The organism is Micromonospora sp. RV43 (assembly GCF_001029515.1).
GTDB classification, from domain to species: Bacteria; Actinomycetota; Actinomycetes; order Mycobacteriales; family Micromonosporaceae; genus Micromonospora; species Micromonospora aurantiaca.
This window is the reverse complement of record NZ_LEKG01000004.1, coordinates 48638-63811: the sequence shown is the minus strand read 5'-3', so window position 1 is coordinate 63811 and position 15174 is coordinate 48638. Positions and strand designations below refer to the sequence as shown.

Sequence of the window (15174 nt, the reverse complement as noted above, 5' to 3'; positions counted from 1 at the left end):
GACTCCTCACCGTCGTCGAGCGACTGTAGCTCGATCAGCCAACCGGTCGCGGCCGTGTAGGCGCAATCCACCGGCGGCGTGTCACCCCGCTTCGAGGTCCCGCCAGCGGTAGCGCACCGTCGACACCACGACGAGAACGACGGCGGCAACGGCCATGGTCAGGGCCGCCGGCCGGTGCAAGGCGTCGCGGGGCACCGCGCCGATCCAGTGCACCGGGGAGAGCTGACGCGACCACGACGGGAGTTCGAGCAGGTCGGCGCGAAGGCAGACAACGAGTCCCCAGCCGACCGGGAGCCACGCGACCGGGACCGCTCTGGGGCTCAGCGAGTGCACGACCACGGCCACGCCGGTCAGCAGCACGACCGCTGCGGCGTAGGAGAGAGTGGCGGTCAGTCCCTTGCCGAAGTAGTGGCCTTCGTCGAAGCCCGCTTCGAGGCCGAGACCGGTGGCGAGGCCACCGCAGAGCAGGACCAGCATCGACCACGTCGTCGCCAGCAGCGTGGTGGACGTCCACCACCGCCACCGACTCACCGGGGTGGACAGGCTGTAGCCCACCCGGCCGGCTGTCTCCTCGGCAGCCAGCCACTGCACGATCTGGATCCCGGCGGCGGCGGCGAGCAGCGCGTTGAGCTGGACGAAGATCGTGAGAGTGGCGTTCACTGTGGCACCCTGCTCGGCATTCGTGGCGGCGTCGAGGTGATTGATCTGGGGGGCCAGGTATCCGAAGGCGAAGGCGAACAACATGCTCGCCCCGGCCCAGCCGGCACCGAGACCGCCGGTGAGCCGTGCGAGGAGGGTGAAGGGGGAACGGACCCAGGCCGGCGCGGTGGCCGGGCCCGGTCGTGGAGCGATGATGCCGGCTCCCTGGTCACGCCGGAGGGCGACCGCGGCGGTGGCGGCGAACAAGCCGACGGCCAGCAGGCCGGAGGCGATCCAGGGCCACCACGGGGGGTTCGCGGCGAAGGGCTTGATCTCGGCCAGCCACGACTGCGGATTCCAGCCGGTCGCGGCCCACTGCTGCGCGTCCACCGCCGCGCGGGCCAGGTAGCTGATCAGCCAGGCTCCCGCCGCGAGCAGGTAGGCGGTGCGGGCGGTCCGGCAGCACTGGGCGATCAGGGTGCCGACGCCGGTGAAGACGAGCATGAACATCGCGAGTCCGCCGGCGTAGAGCCATGACCCGCCGAGGGGGTAGTCCAGTGCCGTCAGCCCGACCGCGGTGATCACCGCGGTGATGGCCGCCGTGACCGCCGCGGCGGTCACCCCGGCCGCGGCCGGCGCCAGCCGGTGGACCGGGTAGGACGTCAGGATGTCGAGGCGTCCGGTGTCCTCGACGCTGCGGGTGAACCGGATCGCGAGGTGCACGCCGATCAGGGGGATCATGATCAGGGTCAGGTAACCCATCTCGTTGACCAGGATGCCGCCCAGGGTGTGCAGGTCGTACCCGCGGCCCTGCAGCGCCGCGCTGCCGCTCAGCAGTTCGTACGCCCCGGCGTACCGGTCGCGGCTGGCCTGGTCGGAGTAGGTGCCGTTGATGGTGCCCGCGCTCGCGAGCACGAGGGCAGCCACCAGCAGCGGCCAGCCGAGCACCTGGGTGTAGCCGGTGCGCAGGCTCAGCGACAGACAGCGCCAGTATCCGGTCATCGCACCGCACTCCCGGCCACGGCGTTCGGGACGTCACTGCGGTAGTTGGTGAGGAACAGCTCGTCGAGGCTCGGTGGCTGCACCGTCAGCGAGGCCGGTTCGGCGGCGGCGACGTAGCCGACCGCCGCGGCCAGCGCCGCCGAGCCGGCGCGGAAGCTGACGTGGGTGCCGTCCGGCCGGGTGGTCACGACGAGGTCGACGAGGTCGTCGTGCCGGTCCAGGTCGGGCAGCGGGCGCCTCGTCACCGCGGTGACCCGGGTGAGGGTGTGGCTGCGCAGGTCGGTGAGTGTGCCGGAGCGGATCACCGCACCGCGTCTGATGATGCTGACGCGGTCACACAGGACCTCCACCTCGGAGAGGATGTGGCTGCTCAGCAGGACGGTGCGACCGTTGTCCTTCAGCTCCCGGACGCACTGTTGGAAGACCTCCTCCATCAGCGGATCCAGACCCGAGGTCGGCTCGTCGAACAGGAAGAGGTCGGCGTTCGTGGCGAGCGCCGCGATCAGCGCGACCTTCTGCCGGTTGCCCTTCGAGTAGGTGCGCGTCCGCTTGGTCGGGTCGAGCTCGAACCGGTCGATGAGCTCCCGCCGGCGGCGCGGGTCCGCCCCGCCGTGCAGCCGGCCGAGGACGTCGATGCTGGCGCCGCCGGTCAGACCCGGCCACAGCGCCACATCGCCCGGCACGTACGCCAGGCGCCGGTGGGCCGCCACCGACTGGCTCCAGCAGTCCAGACCAAAGATCTTCGCCTCGCCGGCGTCCACCCGGAGCTGGCCGAGCAGGGCCCGGATGGTGGTGCTCTTTCCCGCGCCGTTCGGCCCGAGGAAGCCGTGCACCTCCCCCGCGGTGACCGTCAGGTCCAGGTCGTCCAGCGCGACGGTGCCGCCGAACACCTTGCGTACACCTCGCACCGCGATCGCATCCATGCCCACATCCTAGCAAATTCTGACAGCTACTATCACCTTGATAGTTGGTAGCTCACTGAGTAAGAATTTCACATCGCTACACTCGATGACATGCCGCTCAGCCTGCGTCAACGCAATCGCATGGCCGCGATCCGGGCGATCCAGGACACGGCCATGGAGCTCTTCGACTCTCGCGGGTTCCACAACGTCACCATCGACGACATCGCGCGGGAAGCGGCGGTGTCACCGTCCACCTTCTACCGCTACTTCGGCTCCAAGGAGGGGCTGTTCACAGTCGACCCGTTCGCCGCCGTCGGGGCGGACGGCTTCGACGAGGTTCTCGACCTCGACGATCTACCCGGCACGATGACCCGCCTCGCGGCCAGTGCCGGAGGCGGAGGACCGTGGCGCGGCATGCGTTACGTGCTCGAGGAGCCGACCATCCGAGCAGCCGTCTACGCCACCATGGACGCCATGGTGGACCGCCTCGCCGCGGCCCTGGCCGACCGCGGGCACGGGCCGACCGCTGCGCGGGTCCTGGCGCGCACCTACACCTTCGGTGTCTACTTCAGCGCCCTCGAACAGTGGCACGACGACGGCCGCACCCGGCCCATCGGCGAGTACGTGCGTGAAGCGATGGAGGCCATCCCCGCCGAGCACCGGACGTCCGGGCCGGGCGCCGGCGACCCCCACACGTGACACTCCCGGCGGCGGCCGGTGGTCACGTGCCGGCGCGGGCCCGGCGGTCCGCTACCGGACCTGATCACAGACCGGGCTGACCTCGGCGGTGATCAGGCGGATCAGCTCCGGCGCCAGCTCGTCAACGAAGAAGTGGCCACCGGGCAGCATCCGGAAGCGCACGGTCGTCGCGTGATCACGCCATCCGGCCAGGTCAGCCGGCTTCACGGCGCGGTCGTGGATGCCGCCGAACACGGTGAGCGGGATGTCGAGCGGCGGCTCCGCCACCAACTCGTAGGTCTCCAGCACGGCGAAGTCGGCGCGGATGACCGGCAACGCCAGCGCCATGAGCTCTTCGTCGTCGAGCACCTCCGGCGGCGTGCCGTTGAACGAGCGCAGACGCGCCTTCAGCTCGGCGTCCGTGGCGTCGTGCACGGTGGGCTCCCGGGGCCGGCCCGGAGCCGGTGCGGCGGACACGAACAGGTGCGCGGGCTCGGGACGGCCGCGGCGGCGCAGCAGCCGGGCGAGTTCGAAGGCGAGCAGGCCACCCATGCTGTGCCCGAACAGCGTGCAGGGCCGGTCGAGCAGCGGTTCGAGCGCGTCGGCCAGTGCCCCAACCAGCGGGGTGAGCCGGCGGTACGGCTCCTCCCCCATCCGCACGCCGCGGCCGGGAAGCTCGACCGGGCACACCTCGACGTGACCCGGCGCCAGGTGCTCCCACGCCCGGTAGGCCGCCGCCGCTCCGCCGGCGTACGGAAGACACACCACCCGGCTCGACGCGGCCGGGCGCGGGCGGCGGGCCCAGAACCACTGCTCACTCATGCCGGCTGCCCCGCGCCGTCCGCGCGGAGGAGCCGCCCCAACTCCTCGATCCGCAGGCCGGGGTCGGCCTCCACCATCTCCAGGAGCTGACCCCACTGGCGTCGCAGGCGGCCCACCAGGCGCGCGTCGACGCGGTCCGGGGCGTGCAGCCACAGCCCCCGGAGCACGCCGGCGTCCTCCATGACGATCAGACCGAGATCGACCTCCGCCGGTCGCAGGCCGGGAGGCACGTGTACGAACACCCAGCCGTCGTCGGGAGACACCGGCTCGAGGCGTACGCCGCGCAGCACGGTCGGCGGCAGCGGCGCGTTGAGCAGGTTGAACCCCAGGCGCACCCGGTCCCGGGCAGCCGGCATGCCGCGCCGCAGCGGCTGCATCGGGACGGCGTGGTGGGCGTGCGCCTCCAGCGTCCGTTCCCGCACCCGCGCGATCAGCTCCCGGAAGCTCGGGTCGCCGCCGAGGTCGGTGCGCACCACCAGGGAGTTGACGAGGTAGCCGATCAGATTCTCCGCCTCCGGCCGGTCCCGCCCGGCCGTCGGGAAGCCGACCGCCAGGTCACGGCTGTCGGTGTACGCCGCGAGCAGCGCGTCGTACGCGGCCAGCAGCACCATGAACAGCGTGGCGTTCTCCCGGTTGGCCAGCGCCCGAAGGCCCGCGGTGAGCTCCGCGCCGAGCACGAAGTCGTCGCGCGACCCGGGCGCCGCCTCGTCGTCCCGCAGATCCTTCACGACGAACGACGGTGCCGGTGGCAGGTCGGCCAGCCGGTCCCGCCAGTACCGGGTATGCCGGTCCCACGTCCCGGACTCGTACTCCCGGCGCTGCCAGGCGGCGAAGTCGACGAACTGGACGGGCAGCGGCGGCAGACCGGGCTCGCGCCCGCCGGCGAACGCGTCGTACGCCACCGCCAGCTCACCCAGCAGCACCCCGTACGACCAGTTGTCGGTGACGGCGTGGTGGATGGCGAGCACGAGGACCCGGTCCCGGTCGTCCACAGTGATCAGCCGGGCCCGGACCAGAGGGCCGTCGGCCAGCGGAAACGGCCGGACCGCCTCCTCGTCCAGCACGCGGCGGATCGCCGGCAGCGGGTCCGCGGCGTCGACCGCGTCGAGCTGTGACCGGGTCAGGGGCCACACCCCTTCCTCATCGATCACCTGCACCAACCCAGCGGGCCGGGTGACCAGGCGGGTGCGCAGCGTCTCGTGCCGCCGCACCAGGTGATCGAGCGCCCGGCCCAGGGCCTCCTCGTCCAGCGCTCCGCGCAGGCGGGCGGCGGTCACCACCGTGTGGTAGGCGTCCTGCGGCGGGATCGGGAAGTCGACGCAGAGCTGCTCCTGGGCGAACGACAGCGGCAGCTCCCCGCCCCGGGGCACCGGTTCGACGGCGGTGGGCACGGCGGCCGGTACGGGACCACGCGCGGTCAACCACCCGGCCAGCGTCGCGACGGTCGGATGCTCGAACAGGTCGCGCAGCGACACGTCGACGGCGAGGCGGGCCCGCATCCGCGAGATGGCCTGGGTGGCCAGCAGCGAGTGGCCGCCCAGTTCGAAGAAGTCGTCGTGGACGCTGAGTCCGTCCACCCGGAGCAGCTCGGCCCAGATCTCGGCGAGCGCGCGCTGCAGGTCGTCGCGGGGCGGCTCGTACGGCCTGCGCGGATCCGGGCGCAGCAGGTCGGGGGCGGGCAACGCCCTGCGGTCGACCTTGTCGTTGGGCGTGCGCGGCAACTCGTCCAGGAACACGTACGCCGATGGGATCATGTACTCCGGGAGCCGTTCGGCGAGCGCGGCGCGCAGTCGCGGTTGCAGCTTCCGGGCACGGCGGGCGGAGGTGCCGTTGACATATGCCGACAGCGGCAGGTCCGCGGGCGGTGGCTCCGCCGCGGCGACCGGGTGGTCCGCCGCGCCGGGCCGGCGCAGCACAAGGTGGTAGGCGCCGTCCGGGCCGTGGTCCGACCAGTCCAGTTCGGCCCGGTAGCCGGCCGCCTCGGCGAACCGGACCAGGTCCTCCGGGTCGACGCCACCACTCGGCAGCACCCGGGCGTTCGGCACGTCACGCACGGCGAGGACGTCGTCGCCGAGCTGCGCGCGCAACGCCTCCGTCGACGTCCACTCCTGCCAGGGGTGGGGCGCCGGACGAGCCGGCCGGCCGGCGGTGAGGACGACGTCGTACCGGAAGCGGGTGAGCTCGTTGTCGAACCGGCCGCGCTTGGGCCGCACGCGGACGTCGGCGATGCCGGGGAGCCGGTTCCGCAGGGCCCGGAAGTAGCGCGGGTCTATGACCAGCTCCTCCTCCTCCGCCACCCGGCGGCGTACCCGCGCGGCGAGCGTCCCCTCGGTGTCGCCGGCCTCGGCCCGGTAGCGCTCCACCGACGTGTGGAAGGCCTCCAGCAACGGGAGGCTGCGGACGTCGCCGATCACCACGGCACCGCCCGGGGCGAGCCGGCGCAGTGCTCCTTCGATCACCCGTGCCAGGTACTCCCCGTCCGGGAAGTACTGCACGACCGAGTTCAGCAGGACGACGTCGAAGAGCTGGTCCGGCAGCCGGTCGAGCTGGTCGGCGGCGCACTCGTGCAGCTGGACGTCGCCGGGGTACCGGGCCGAGTGGCGCAGCCGGTCCAGGGCGACGGTGGAGAAGTCGGTGCCCCAGTAGCGCTGGCAGTGCGGCGCCACGGCGTGCAGGATCAGGCCGGTGCCGCAGCCCACGTCGAGCACCCCCCGTGGGGCGCGCTCCAGCACCAGCTCGGCGGTCCGGTCCACCCAGTCACGCATCTCCGCCGCCGGGATGGGCTCACCGGTGTAGCTGCTGTTCCAGCCGCTGATGTCGAACGTCGGGTCGACCTCCGGCGCCGCTTCGTCGTACGCGGAGTCCCAGATGCTGCGCCACTGGTCCAGCTCGTCCGGCTGAGCCGGCAGCTCGTCGGTCACGACGTACGCCACCAGGCGCTGGTCCCCCGGGGTGTCCTCGCGTACCAGGACGACCGCCTGCCGGACCGCCGGCTGGTGCGCCAGCAGCGTCTCGATCTCACCCAGCTCGATCCGGAACCCCCGCAGTTTCACCTGGTGGTCCATCCGGCCGAGGAACTCCAGGCCGCCGTCGGCGCGGCGCCGCACCAGGTCTCCGGTGCGGTAGAGCCGGTCACCCAGTCCGATCGGAAAGGGGTGCGCGACGAACCGCTCGGCGGTGAGTTCGAGCCGGCCGAGATAGCCGCGGGCCAGGCCGGCGCCGCCGATGTGCAGTTCGCCGGGTACGCCGGGCGGCACCAGCCGGCCGTGCGCGTCGAGGACGTGCAGTTCGGTGTTGGCGATCGGCTCGCCCAGCCGGATCTCGCCCGTCACCCGCGACACCGCCGACCAGATCGTGGTCTCGGTGGGCCCGTACATGTTCCACAGCTCCGCGCCGGAGCCCGTCAGCCGCCGGGCCAGGTCCTCGGGGAGCGCCTCACCGCCGCAGAGCATCCGGAACCCGGCCGGTGGCGCCCATCCGGCGTCCAGCAGCAGCCGCCACGTCGAGGGCGTGGCCTGCATCAGGGTGGCCCCCGAGGCGGCCAGCGCCGCCGCGAGCCGGGTGCCGTCGGCGGCCACCTCCCGGCTGACCAGATGCACCCGCGCGCCGGTGGTGAGCGGCAGGAGCAGCTCCAGCATCGAGATGTCGAAACTGAGCGTGGTGACGGCGAGCAGGGTGTCCGCCGGGGTGATCCCCGGCAGCTCGCGCATCGAACGCAGGAAGTTGGCCAGTGCCCGGTGCGGAATCTGCACGCCCTTGGGTCGCCCCGTCGAACCGGAGGTGTAGATCACGTAGGCCAGGTCGTCCCCGGCGACCTCGGCCTCCGGTGGCGCCGTGTCCTCGGCCGCGAGCACGTCCGCGTCCCGGTCGAGGCGGACGATCACGGCCGGTGGCTCCGGCAGCCGGTCGGCGAGGTCGCCCTCGGTGAGCAGGGTCTTGAGCCCCGAGTCGGCCATCATGAACGCGAGGCGCTCGGCCGGGTACGCCGGGTCGAGCGGGACGTAGGCACACCCGGCCTTGAGCGTGCCGAGCATCGCCACCAGCATCTCCGGGCTGCGCTCGGTGCAGATCCCTACCAGGTCGCCCTGCCCGGCGCCGAGCCGGTGCAGGTGATGCGCGAGCTGGTTGGCCCGGCGGTCGAGGTCGGCGTAGGTCAGGGACCGGTCGCCGCAGCGCAGCGCCTCGGCCTCGGGGTCGGCCTGCGCGCGGGTGGCGACCTCGAGGTGCGCCCAGGACAGGTCGGCCCACTCGCGGCGGGTGTCGTTGGGTTCGCGCGCCAGCCGGTGGTGTTCCTCCTCGGTCAGCAGGTCGAGCTGGGCGATCGGGCGGTCCGGCGCCTCGGTGACGTGCTCGACCAGCCGGTGCAGTGCCTTCGACATGTGCTCGACGGTGGTGCCGTCGAACAGGTCGGCGTTGTACTCGAACCAGCCACCCAGCCCGTCCGGCCGGTCGAAGACCTGCAACTCCAGGTCGAAGCGCGCGGTCGTGCTGGGGACGGTGTACGGGGTGACCCGGAGCCCGCCGAGGTCCAGCTCCGGCACCTCGATGTTCTGGAACACGAAGGACACCTGGAACAGCGGTGACCGGGACAGGTCCCGCTGCGGGTGCAGTTCCTCGACGAGCCGCTCGAACGGCAGGTCCTGATGCGCGTACGCGCCGAGGCACGCGGCCCGGACCCGGGACAGCAGCTCGCGGAAGGTGGGGTTGCCGGTGAGGTCCGTGCGCAGCGCCAGCGTGTTGACGAAGAAGCCGACGAGTCCGTCGACCTCCGGCCGGGTCCGGTTGGCGATCGGCGCACCGACCACGATGTCGTCCTGACCGCTGTAGCGCCACAGCAGCACGGCGAACGCGGCGAGCACAGTCATGAACGGCGTCGCGCCCTCCTGGCGGCTCACCGCGCGCAGGCGTTCGGTCAGCGGACCGGGCAGCCGGAACGCCGTGGAGCCGCCCCGCGAGGTCTGCACCGGCGGCCGCGGCCGGTCGGTGGGAAGGTCGAGCACCGGCGGCGCACCGTCCAGAGCCGCCGTCCAGTACGTGAGGTCCTTGGCGAGACCGGGGCCTTCGAGCTGACGGCGCTGCCAGGCGGCGAAGTCGACGTACTCGATGGGCAGGTCCGGCAGTGGCGACGGGCGGCCGTCCCGCAGCGCCGGATAGAGGGTGACCAGCTCACGTACGACCACCGCGACCGACCAGAGGTCGGCGACGATGTGGTGCACGGTGAGCACCAGGACGTGCTCCCACGGTGCCACCCGGAAGAACCGCACCCGCAGCAACGGGCCGGTGCCGAGGTCGAACGGCCGGCGTACCTCCTCCTGGACCAGCCGCTGAACGTCGTCACCGCCGCAGTCGACCACGGCGAGGTCGGCCCGCCCGGTGGCGGCGACCCGTTGCACCGGCTGCCCCTCCACCTCGGCCAGCGTGGTACGCAAGGCGGCGTGCCGGCGCACGATCTCGTCGCAGCAGCGCCGCCACACCTCCAGGTCCAGCGGCCCGTCGAGCCGCACCGCGATCGGCACGTTGTACGCGGCGCCGTCCGGCACGAGCTGCTCCAGGAACCAGAGCCGCTGCTGGGGGAAGGAGAGCGGGAACTCGCGTCGCGCGCGCAGCCGCTCGGCCAGCAGGCGCCGCTTCTCGGCCACGGACAGGCCGTCCAGATCGGGCATGGTCATGCCTCGCTTCCCCCTTCGGCCGCCAGCAGCTCGCGCAGCATGGCGTCCACCTCGTCGTCGGAGAGCTCGTCCACGCCGTCGGCGATGGGCTCGATCGGCGCCGGTGCCGGCACGTCCGCGGCGCCGGCCATGAGCCGGGCCGTGTTCGCCACGGTGGGCTGGTCGAAGAAGTCGCGCAGGGTCAGCTCCACCCCGAACCGGGCGCGCAGCTTCGTGCCGATCTGGACCGCGGCCAGGGAGTGGCCGCCCAGCGCGAAGAAGTCGTCGTTGCGGCCGATCCGGTCGATGCCGAGCACGTCCCGCCAGATGGCGACGATGTCCGTCTCGGCGCCCGGGGCGGGCTCCTCGTAGGGCACGTCGAGGTCGGGGCGGGGGTGCAGGACGGACGGCGCGACCGCCTCGGCCAGCTCGGCGGCGAGCCGGGCCGGGTCGATCGCCGCGGCGGCCCGTTGCGCCGCGGCCAGGTCGCGGGTCGAGACGACCAACTGGGCGCAGAACGGGTCGGCCGCCAGGATCCGGTCGAACAGGTCGGTGCCCTCGGCCACCGTCAACCCGCCGGCCGGGTCCGTCAGGGCCGCCAGGCCGGTCGGCGCGGGCACCGGCGGGACGGACGCGGCGCGCTCCACCTCGTCACGCATCGCCGCTGGTTCGTGGATGCGCTTCATGATGAAGTCGCGCATCTGCACGAGCAGCCGGCCCCGCTCGTCGTGGACGTCGGCGTCGCAGGTGAGCGTCTCGCCGGACGAGTGGTCGCTCTCCTTGACCCGGATGTGGCACACCATCCGGCTGGTCAGGCCCCGGACGAACCGCAGGCTGCCGTACCAGAACGGCAGGTAGTAGCCCTCGGCGGCGTACACCCGCGACGCGCCGCCGACCACGTCGAGCAGGGCCGGGTGCAGCAGGTAGGTGTCCAGATCCCCGGCGTACCGCTCGGGCAGTTCGAGGTCGGCGACCATGCCCGTGGTGCCCACGTGGACGCGGCTGAGGCTGCGCCACCGGCCGTGCACGGCGAACCGGATGAGCCCGCCGTCGGCGGCGAAGTCGAGGCGCAACCGGTGCCGGAGCGCGGCCTCCCCCTCGATCACCTCCTGGACGTCGCAGGCGGCGAGCAGGTCGCCGGCCGTCCTTGGTGACCGTCGCACCGGGTCGTGCAGCACGACCGTGCCGGCGCAGTGCTCCTGCCGTCCCGCGGCCCCCCGGCTGTACACGCGGAACCTCAGCACACCGTCGTCGCCGCGCTCGACGGTGGTGAGCATCTCGCGCTCCTGGTCGTCGGGGACGATCACCGGAGAGGTGAAGAGCACCTCGCGGAACTCGATCTCCCGGCCGTCGGCGTGCCGTGCCACCGCGGCCCGGACCATCTCCAGGTAGGTGGTGCCCGGGACCAGCCCGTGCCCCTGCATCCGGTGCTCGTCGACGATCCAGCTGTCGGCCGTGGTGATGGTGGTGCGGAAGGTCTCGACGGTCGGGGTGCTTCGCAGGCGGCGTTGCAGCAGCGGATGGCCGACGTCGACCCCGCCGGCCGGGTCGGCCGCCATCCCGGTGTCGCGCCAGGTGTCCCACGCGACGGCCGTCACCCCGTCCCGACCGGCGGCGAACGTGTCCAGGAAGGCGTTGGCGGCGCAGTAGTCGAGCTGGCCCGGCCCGCCGAGGATCGCGGTACGCGAGGAACACAGCAGGAAGAAGTCGAGCGGATCCCGGCCGCACACCGAGTCCAGGACCAGGGTGCCGCGTGTCTTGGCGGCGAGGACGGCGTCGGCGTCGGCCCGCGACTTCCCGGCGAGCAGACCGCTCGCCGGCAGCCCGGCCGCGTGGACGACGCCGGACAGCGCGCCGAAGCGGGCCCGCAGCTCGTCGACCGCGCGGGAGGTCTGCGCGAGGTCCGTCACGTCGGCGTGCAGCGCCACCACACGGGCACCCAGCCGGCGAAGCTCCTCGATGCGCCGGATCCGGATGCTGGTGGCGTCGTCGGCGTCGTGCTCGGCCAACCACAGCGGCCAGGTCTCCTCGGGTGGGACGGGGGTGCGCCCGAGGAGACCGATCGCCGGGGCCCGCACGGAACGGGCCAGGTGTTCGGCGAGCGCCAGGCCGATACCGCCCAGACCACCGGTGATGAGATAGACGCCGTGGTCGCGCAGCCGGCCGGTGGCCGGGCCGGGGTCGAGGTCGACGGCGTCGAAGCTCCGGGCCCACCAGTGACTGCCCCGCCTGGCCAGCACCGGCTCGTCCGGCGCCGACCGCACGGCGTCGGCCAGCGACTCGACGCCCGTCCCGGTGACGTCGAGGAGCCGGCAGGTGACACCGGGAACCTCCTGCGGGACGACGGTGCACGGGCCGATCACCGTGGCGTTCTCCGGTTGCAGGCACTCGTCGCCGGTCACGCTGAACACGCCCCGGGTCAGCACCTCGATGGTGAGCGCCGGATGCTCCGCCCGGTCGGCGAGCGCTTGCGCTAACGCCAGGAGGCTGTGGAACCCGACGGCCTCGGCACGGTCCAGGTCGGTGCCGGGTTCCACGGCCAGGCTCCACAGGTGCACGACCCGGGCCGGCGGGCGATCGCCGAGCGCGTCGAGGAGCCGCCGGTAGTCGTCCCGGTCGGCCGGGTCGACGGTGAACGCGTCCGGGCCGCCCTGCGCGAACCCGGCTCCCGCGTGGACACGTACGACGGAGGGCAGCGACTCGGCGAGGGCCCGGCCCTCGGGCAGATCCGCACCGAGCACGAGCCAGGGGCCCGCTTCGGCGCGGGGGCGGACCGGTTGCAGCCGTCGCCAGCTCGGGCGGTAGGTCGACGACGAGGCAGGCGGCGAGGCCGGGCCGGACGTCTCCGGGCGCTCGGGCTCCACCCAGTAGCGGCGGCGCTGGAACGGGTACGAGGGAAGGCGTACCCGCCGTCGGCGGTCGGCCTCGCACAGACCGGTCCAGTCGAGTGTGGCGCCTGCGGCCCAGATCGCGCCCAGCCCCTCCAGCAGGGCCTGCCGGTCGGCCCGCTTCTCACCGGGCCGGCGCATGGTGCCGGCCACGACGCGGTCCGCGGTCCACAGGTGATGCCGCCGCGCGAAGGTGGTCAGCGAGTCACCGGGGCCGACTTCGAGCAGGATCAGGTCGGGATCGGCGAGCAGGGTGCCCAGGTTGTCGGCGAAGCGCACGGTGGAGCGCAGGTGCGCGCCCCAGTACTCCGGGTCGGTGGCCTGGCCGCCCTCCAGCCACGTCCCGGTGCGGTTGGAGCAGATCGGGATCGTCGGCGGATGCAGGGCGATCCCGCGGACCTCCTCGACGAACGGTCGCACCGCGCCCTCGACGAGCGCCGAGTGGAAGGCGTGCGAGGTGTGCAGCCGTCGGCAGCCGACGCCCCGGGCCTTGAGCTGCTGTTCCAGGTCGTCAACCGCGTCGGCCGGGCCGGAGGCGACGCACAGCGCGGCGCCGTTGACGGCGGCGAGGCTGAGCCGGTCGGACAGCAGCTCCACGGTCTCGTCCTCGGGCAGGAAGACGGCCAGCATCGCGCCGTGCGGCGTGGCCTGCATAAGCCGGCCACGCGCGGTGACCAGGACGGCGGCGTCCTCCAGGCGGAACACACCGGCGAGGCAGGCGGCGACGTACTCGCCGATGCTGTGGCCGGCCAGCGCGTGCGGTTCGACGCCCGCCGCGATGAGGGTGCGGGCCAGGGCGTACTCGACAGCGAACAGGGCGGGCTGGGTGAGCTCGGTCTCCGTCAGGCCGGCCAGCGACTCGCCGGCCGGGAACAGCGCCGCGCGTACCGCCGGGGGGAACAGGTCGAGGCAGCGGTCCAGCTCGGCCCGGAAGACCGGGTCCTCGTCGTACAGGTCGCGGGCCATGCCGGCGTACTGGGTGCCCTGTCCCGGAAAGAGGAAGGCCACCTTCACCGGCCGGCCGGTGGTGCCCGGCGCCCTGTCCTCGGCGGCCTGGCGCAGCCGTCGCACCGCGTCGGCCCGGTCGACGGCCACCACCGGCCGCCGCAGCTCGAAGGCCCGGCGGCGGGTGGCCAGGGTGAAGGCCACGTCGGCGAGTTCTTCGTCCGGATGCGCCTCGATGTGGTCGGCGAGCCGCCCGGCGGCCTGCGCGAGGGCGGCCCCGGTGCGCGCCGACAGCGGCAGCAGCTGCCAGGGACGGCCGGGCTCCGCCGGTACGTCCACGGGCCCCTCCTCCAGCACCACGTGGGCGTTGGTCCCGCCGATGCCGAACGAACTCACCCCGGCCCGCCGCGGCTCGTCGGTGCGGGGCCACGGCCGGTGCACGGCGTTCACGTAGAACGGGCTCGCCTCCAGCGCCAGTTCCGGATTGGGCCGGTCGTAGTGCAGGCTGGCCGGGATGGCCTCGTGCTTGAGGGCGAGTGTCGCCTTGATCAGGGCGGCCGTGCCGGCGGCCGCGTCCAGGTGGCCGATGTTGCCCTTCACCGAGCCGATCGCGCAGAAGCCGCTCGCCGCGGTGCCCTGCCGGAAGGCGCGGGTGAGGCCGGCGATCTCGATCGGGTCGCCGAGCGCCGTGCCGGTGCCGTGGGTCTCCACGTAGCCGACCGTCTCGGGGGCGACGCCGGCGACGCCGAGCGCCTCGGCGATCACCTCGGCCTGGCCCTCCGCGGCGGGCGCGGTGTAGCCCACCTTGAGCGCGCCGTCGTTGTTCACCGCGGAGCCGCGGATCACCGCGTCGACGATGTCGCCGTGCTCGCGCGCGTCCGCGAGCCGGCGCAGCACCACCAGGGCGACACCGTTGCCGATGACGGTGCCACCGGCCGCGGCGTCGAACGGCCGGCAGTGCCCGTCCGCGGACAGGATGCCGCCCGGCTCGTACTGGTATCCGCTGCGCAGCGGGACGTTCACCGACACCCCGCCGGCCAGCACGATGTCGGACTCACCGGACAGCAGGCTCTGGCAGGCCAGGTGGACCGCCACCAGCGAGGTGGAACAGGCGGTCTGCACGGTGATGGCGGGCCCGCGCAGCCCGAGCTTGTACGCGGCACGGGTGGCCAGGAAGTCCTTGTCGTTGGCGAGCTGGGTCTGGTACGGGCCGAGCGCCTCGACGACGCTGCGGTTGGCGAGCAGGTTGTAGAGGAGGTAGGTGTTCAGGCTGGCGCCGGCGAAGACTCCGATCCGGCCGGGGAACGCCTGCGGGTCGTAGCCGGCCGACTCCAGCGCCTCCCAGGCGCATTCCAGCAGAACCCGGTGCTGGGGATCCATCAGCTCCGCCTCGCGGGGGCTGTATCCGAAGAAGCCGGCGTCGAACGTGTCCGCGCCGTCGAGTACGCCCTTGGCGCGGACGTAACCGGGCCGGCTCACCAGCGCGGGATCGACCCCGGCCGCGCGTAGTTCGTCCGCCGAGAAGGAGGAGATGCCCTCCCGCTCGGCCACCAGGTTCGCCCAGAAGGCGTTCACGTCGGGGGCCTGCGGGAAGCGTCCCGCCATGCCGATGACGGCCACCTGGGACAGGTCGTCGGTCGAGTCGCTCAC

General features: G+C 73.1%; 6 protein-coding genes. 1 reads left to right on the top strand and 5 read right to left on the bottom strand.

From position 1 onward, the window contains the following. Positions 1-81: 81 nt before the first annotated feature. Complete coding sequence (locus ABD52_RS02435) at positions 82-1641, bottom strand: ABC transporter permease (RefSeq protein ID WP_047890618.1); 1560 nt, start codon at positions 1639-1641, stop codon at positions 82-84. Next, the gene (locus ABD52_RS02430) at positions 1638-2564 is read right to left on the bottom strand and encodes an ABC transporter ATP-binding protein (protein ID WP_047890617.1); all 927 of its coding nucleotides are present in this window, start codon (positions 2562-2564) and stop codon (positions 1638-1640) included. Before ABD52_RS02430 ends, ABD52_RS02435 begins: the two co-directional genes overlap by 4 nt. 90 nt (positions 2565-2654) lie before the next feature. Between ABD52_RS02430 and ABD52_RS02425 the strand changes: the two genes are divergently transcribed. Next, complete coding sequence (locus tag ABD52_RS02425; RefSeq protein ID WP_047890616.1) at positions 2655-3242, top strand: TetR/AcrR family transcriptional regulator; 588 nt, start codon at positions 2655-2657, stop codon at positions 3240-3242. A gap of 51 nt (positions 3243-3293) precedes the next feature. On the opposite strand, the gene ABD52_RS02420 is transcribed toward ABD52_RS02425, so the two are convergent. From ABD52_RS02420 to ABD52_RS02410, 3 genes are read right to left on the bottom strand one after another with little or no spacing between them, the layout of a single operon-like run. Further along, entirely contained in the window at positions 3294-4043 is a 750-nt protein-coding gene (locus tag ABD52_RS02420) for a thioesterase II family protein (RefSeq protein WP_047890615.1), read from the bottom strand. Then, on the bottom strand, positions 4040-9712 hold the full coding sequence (locus tag ABD52_RS02415; RefSeq protein WP_053065270.1) for a non-ribosomal peptide synthetase: 5673 nt from the start codon (positions 9710-9712) through the stop codon (positions 4040-4042). The genes ABD52_RS02420 and ABD52_RS02415 overlap by 4 nt, the downstream gene beginning before the upstream one ends. Then, positions 9709-15174, bottom strand: a complete 5466-nt coding sequence (locus ABD52_RS02410; RefSeq protein ID WP_047890614.1) for a type I polyketide synthase — start codon at positions 15172-15174, stop codon at positions 9709-9711. The genes ABD52_RS02415 and ABD52_RS02410 overlap by 4 nt, the downstream gene beginning before the upstream one ends.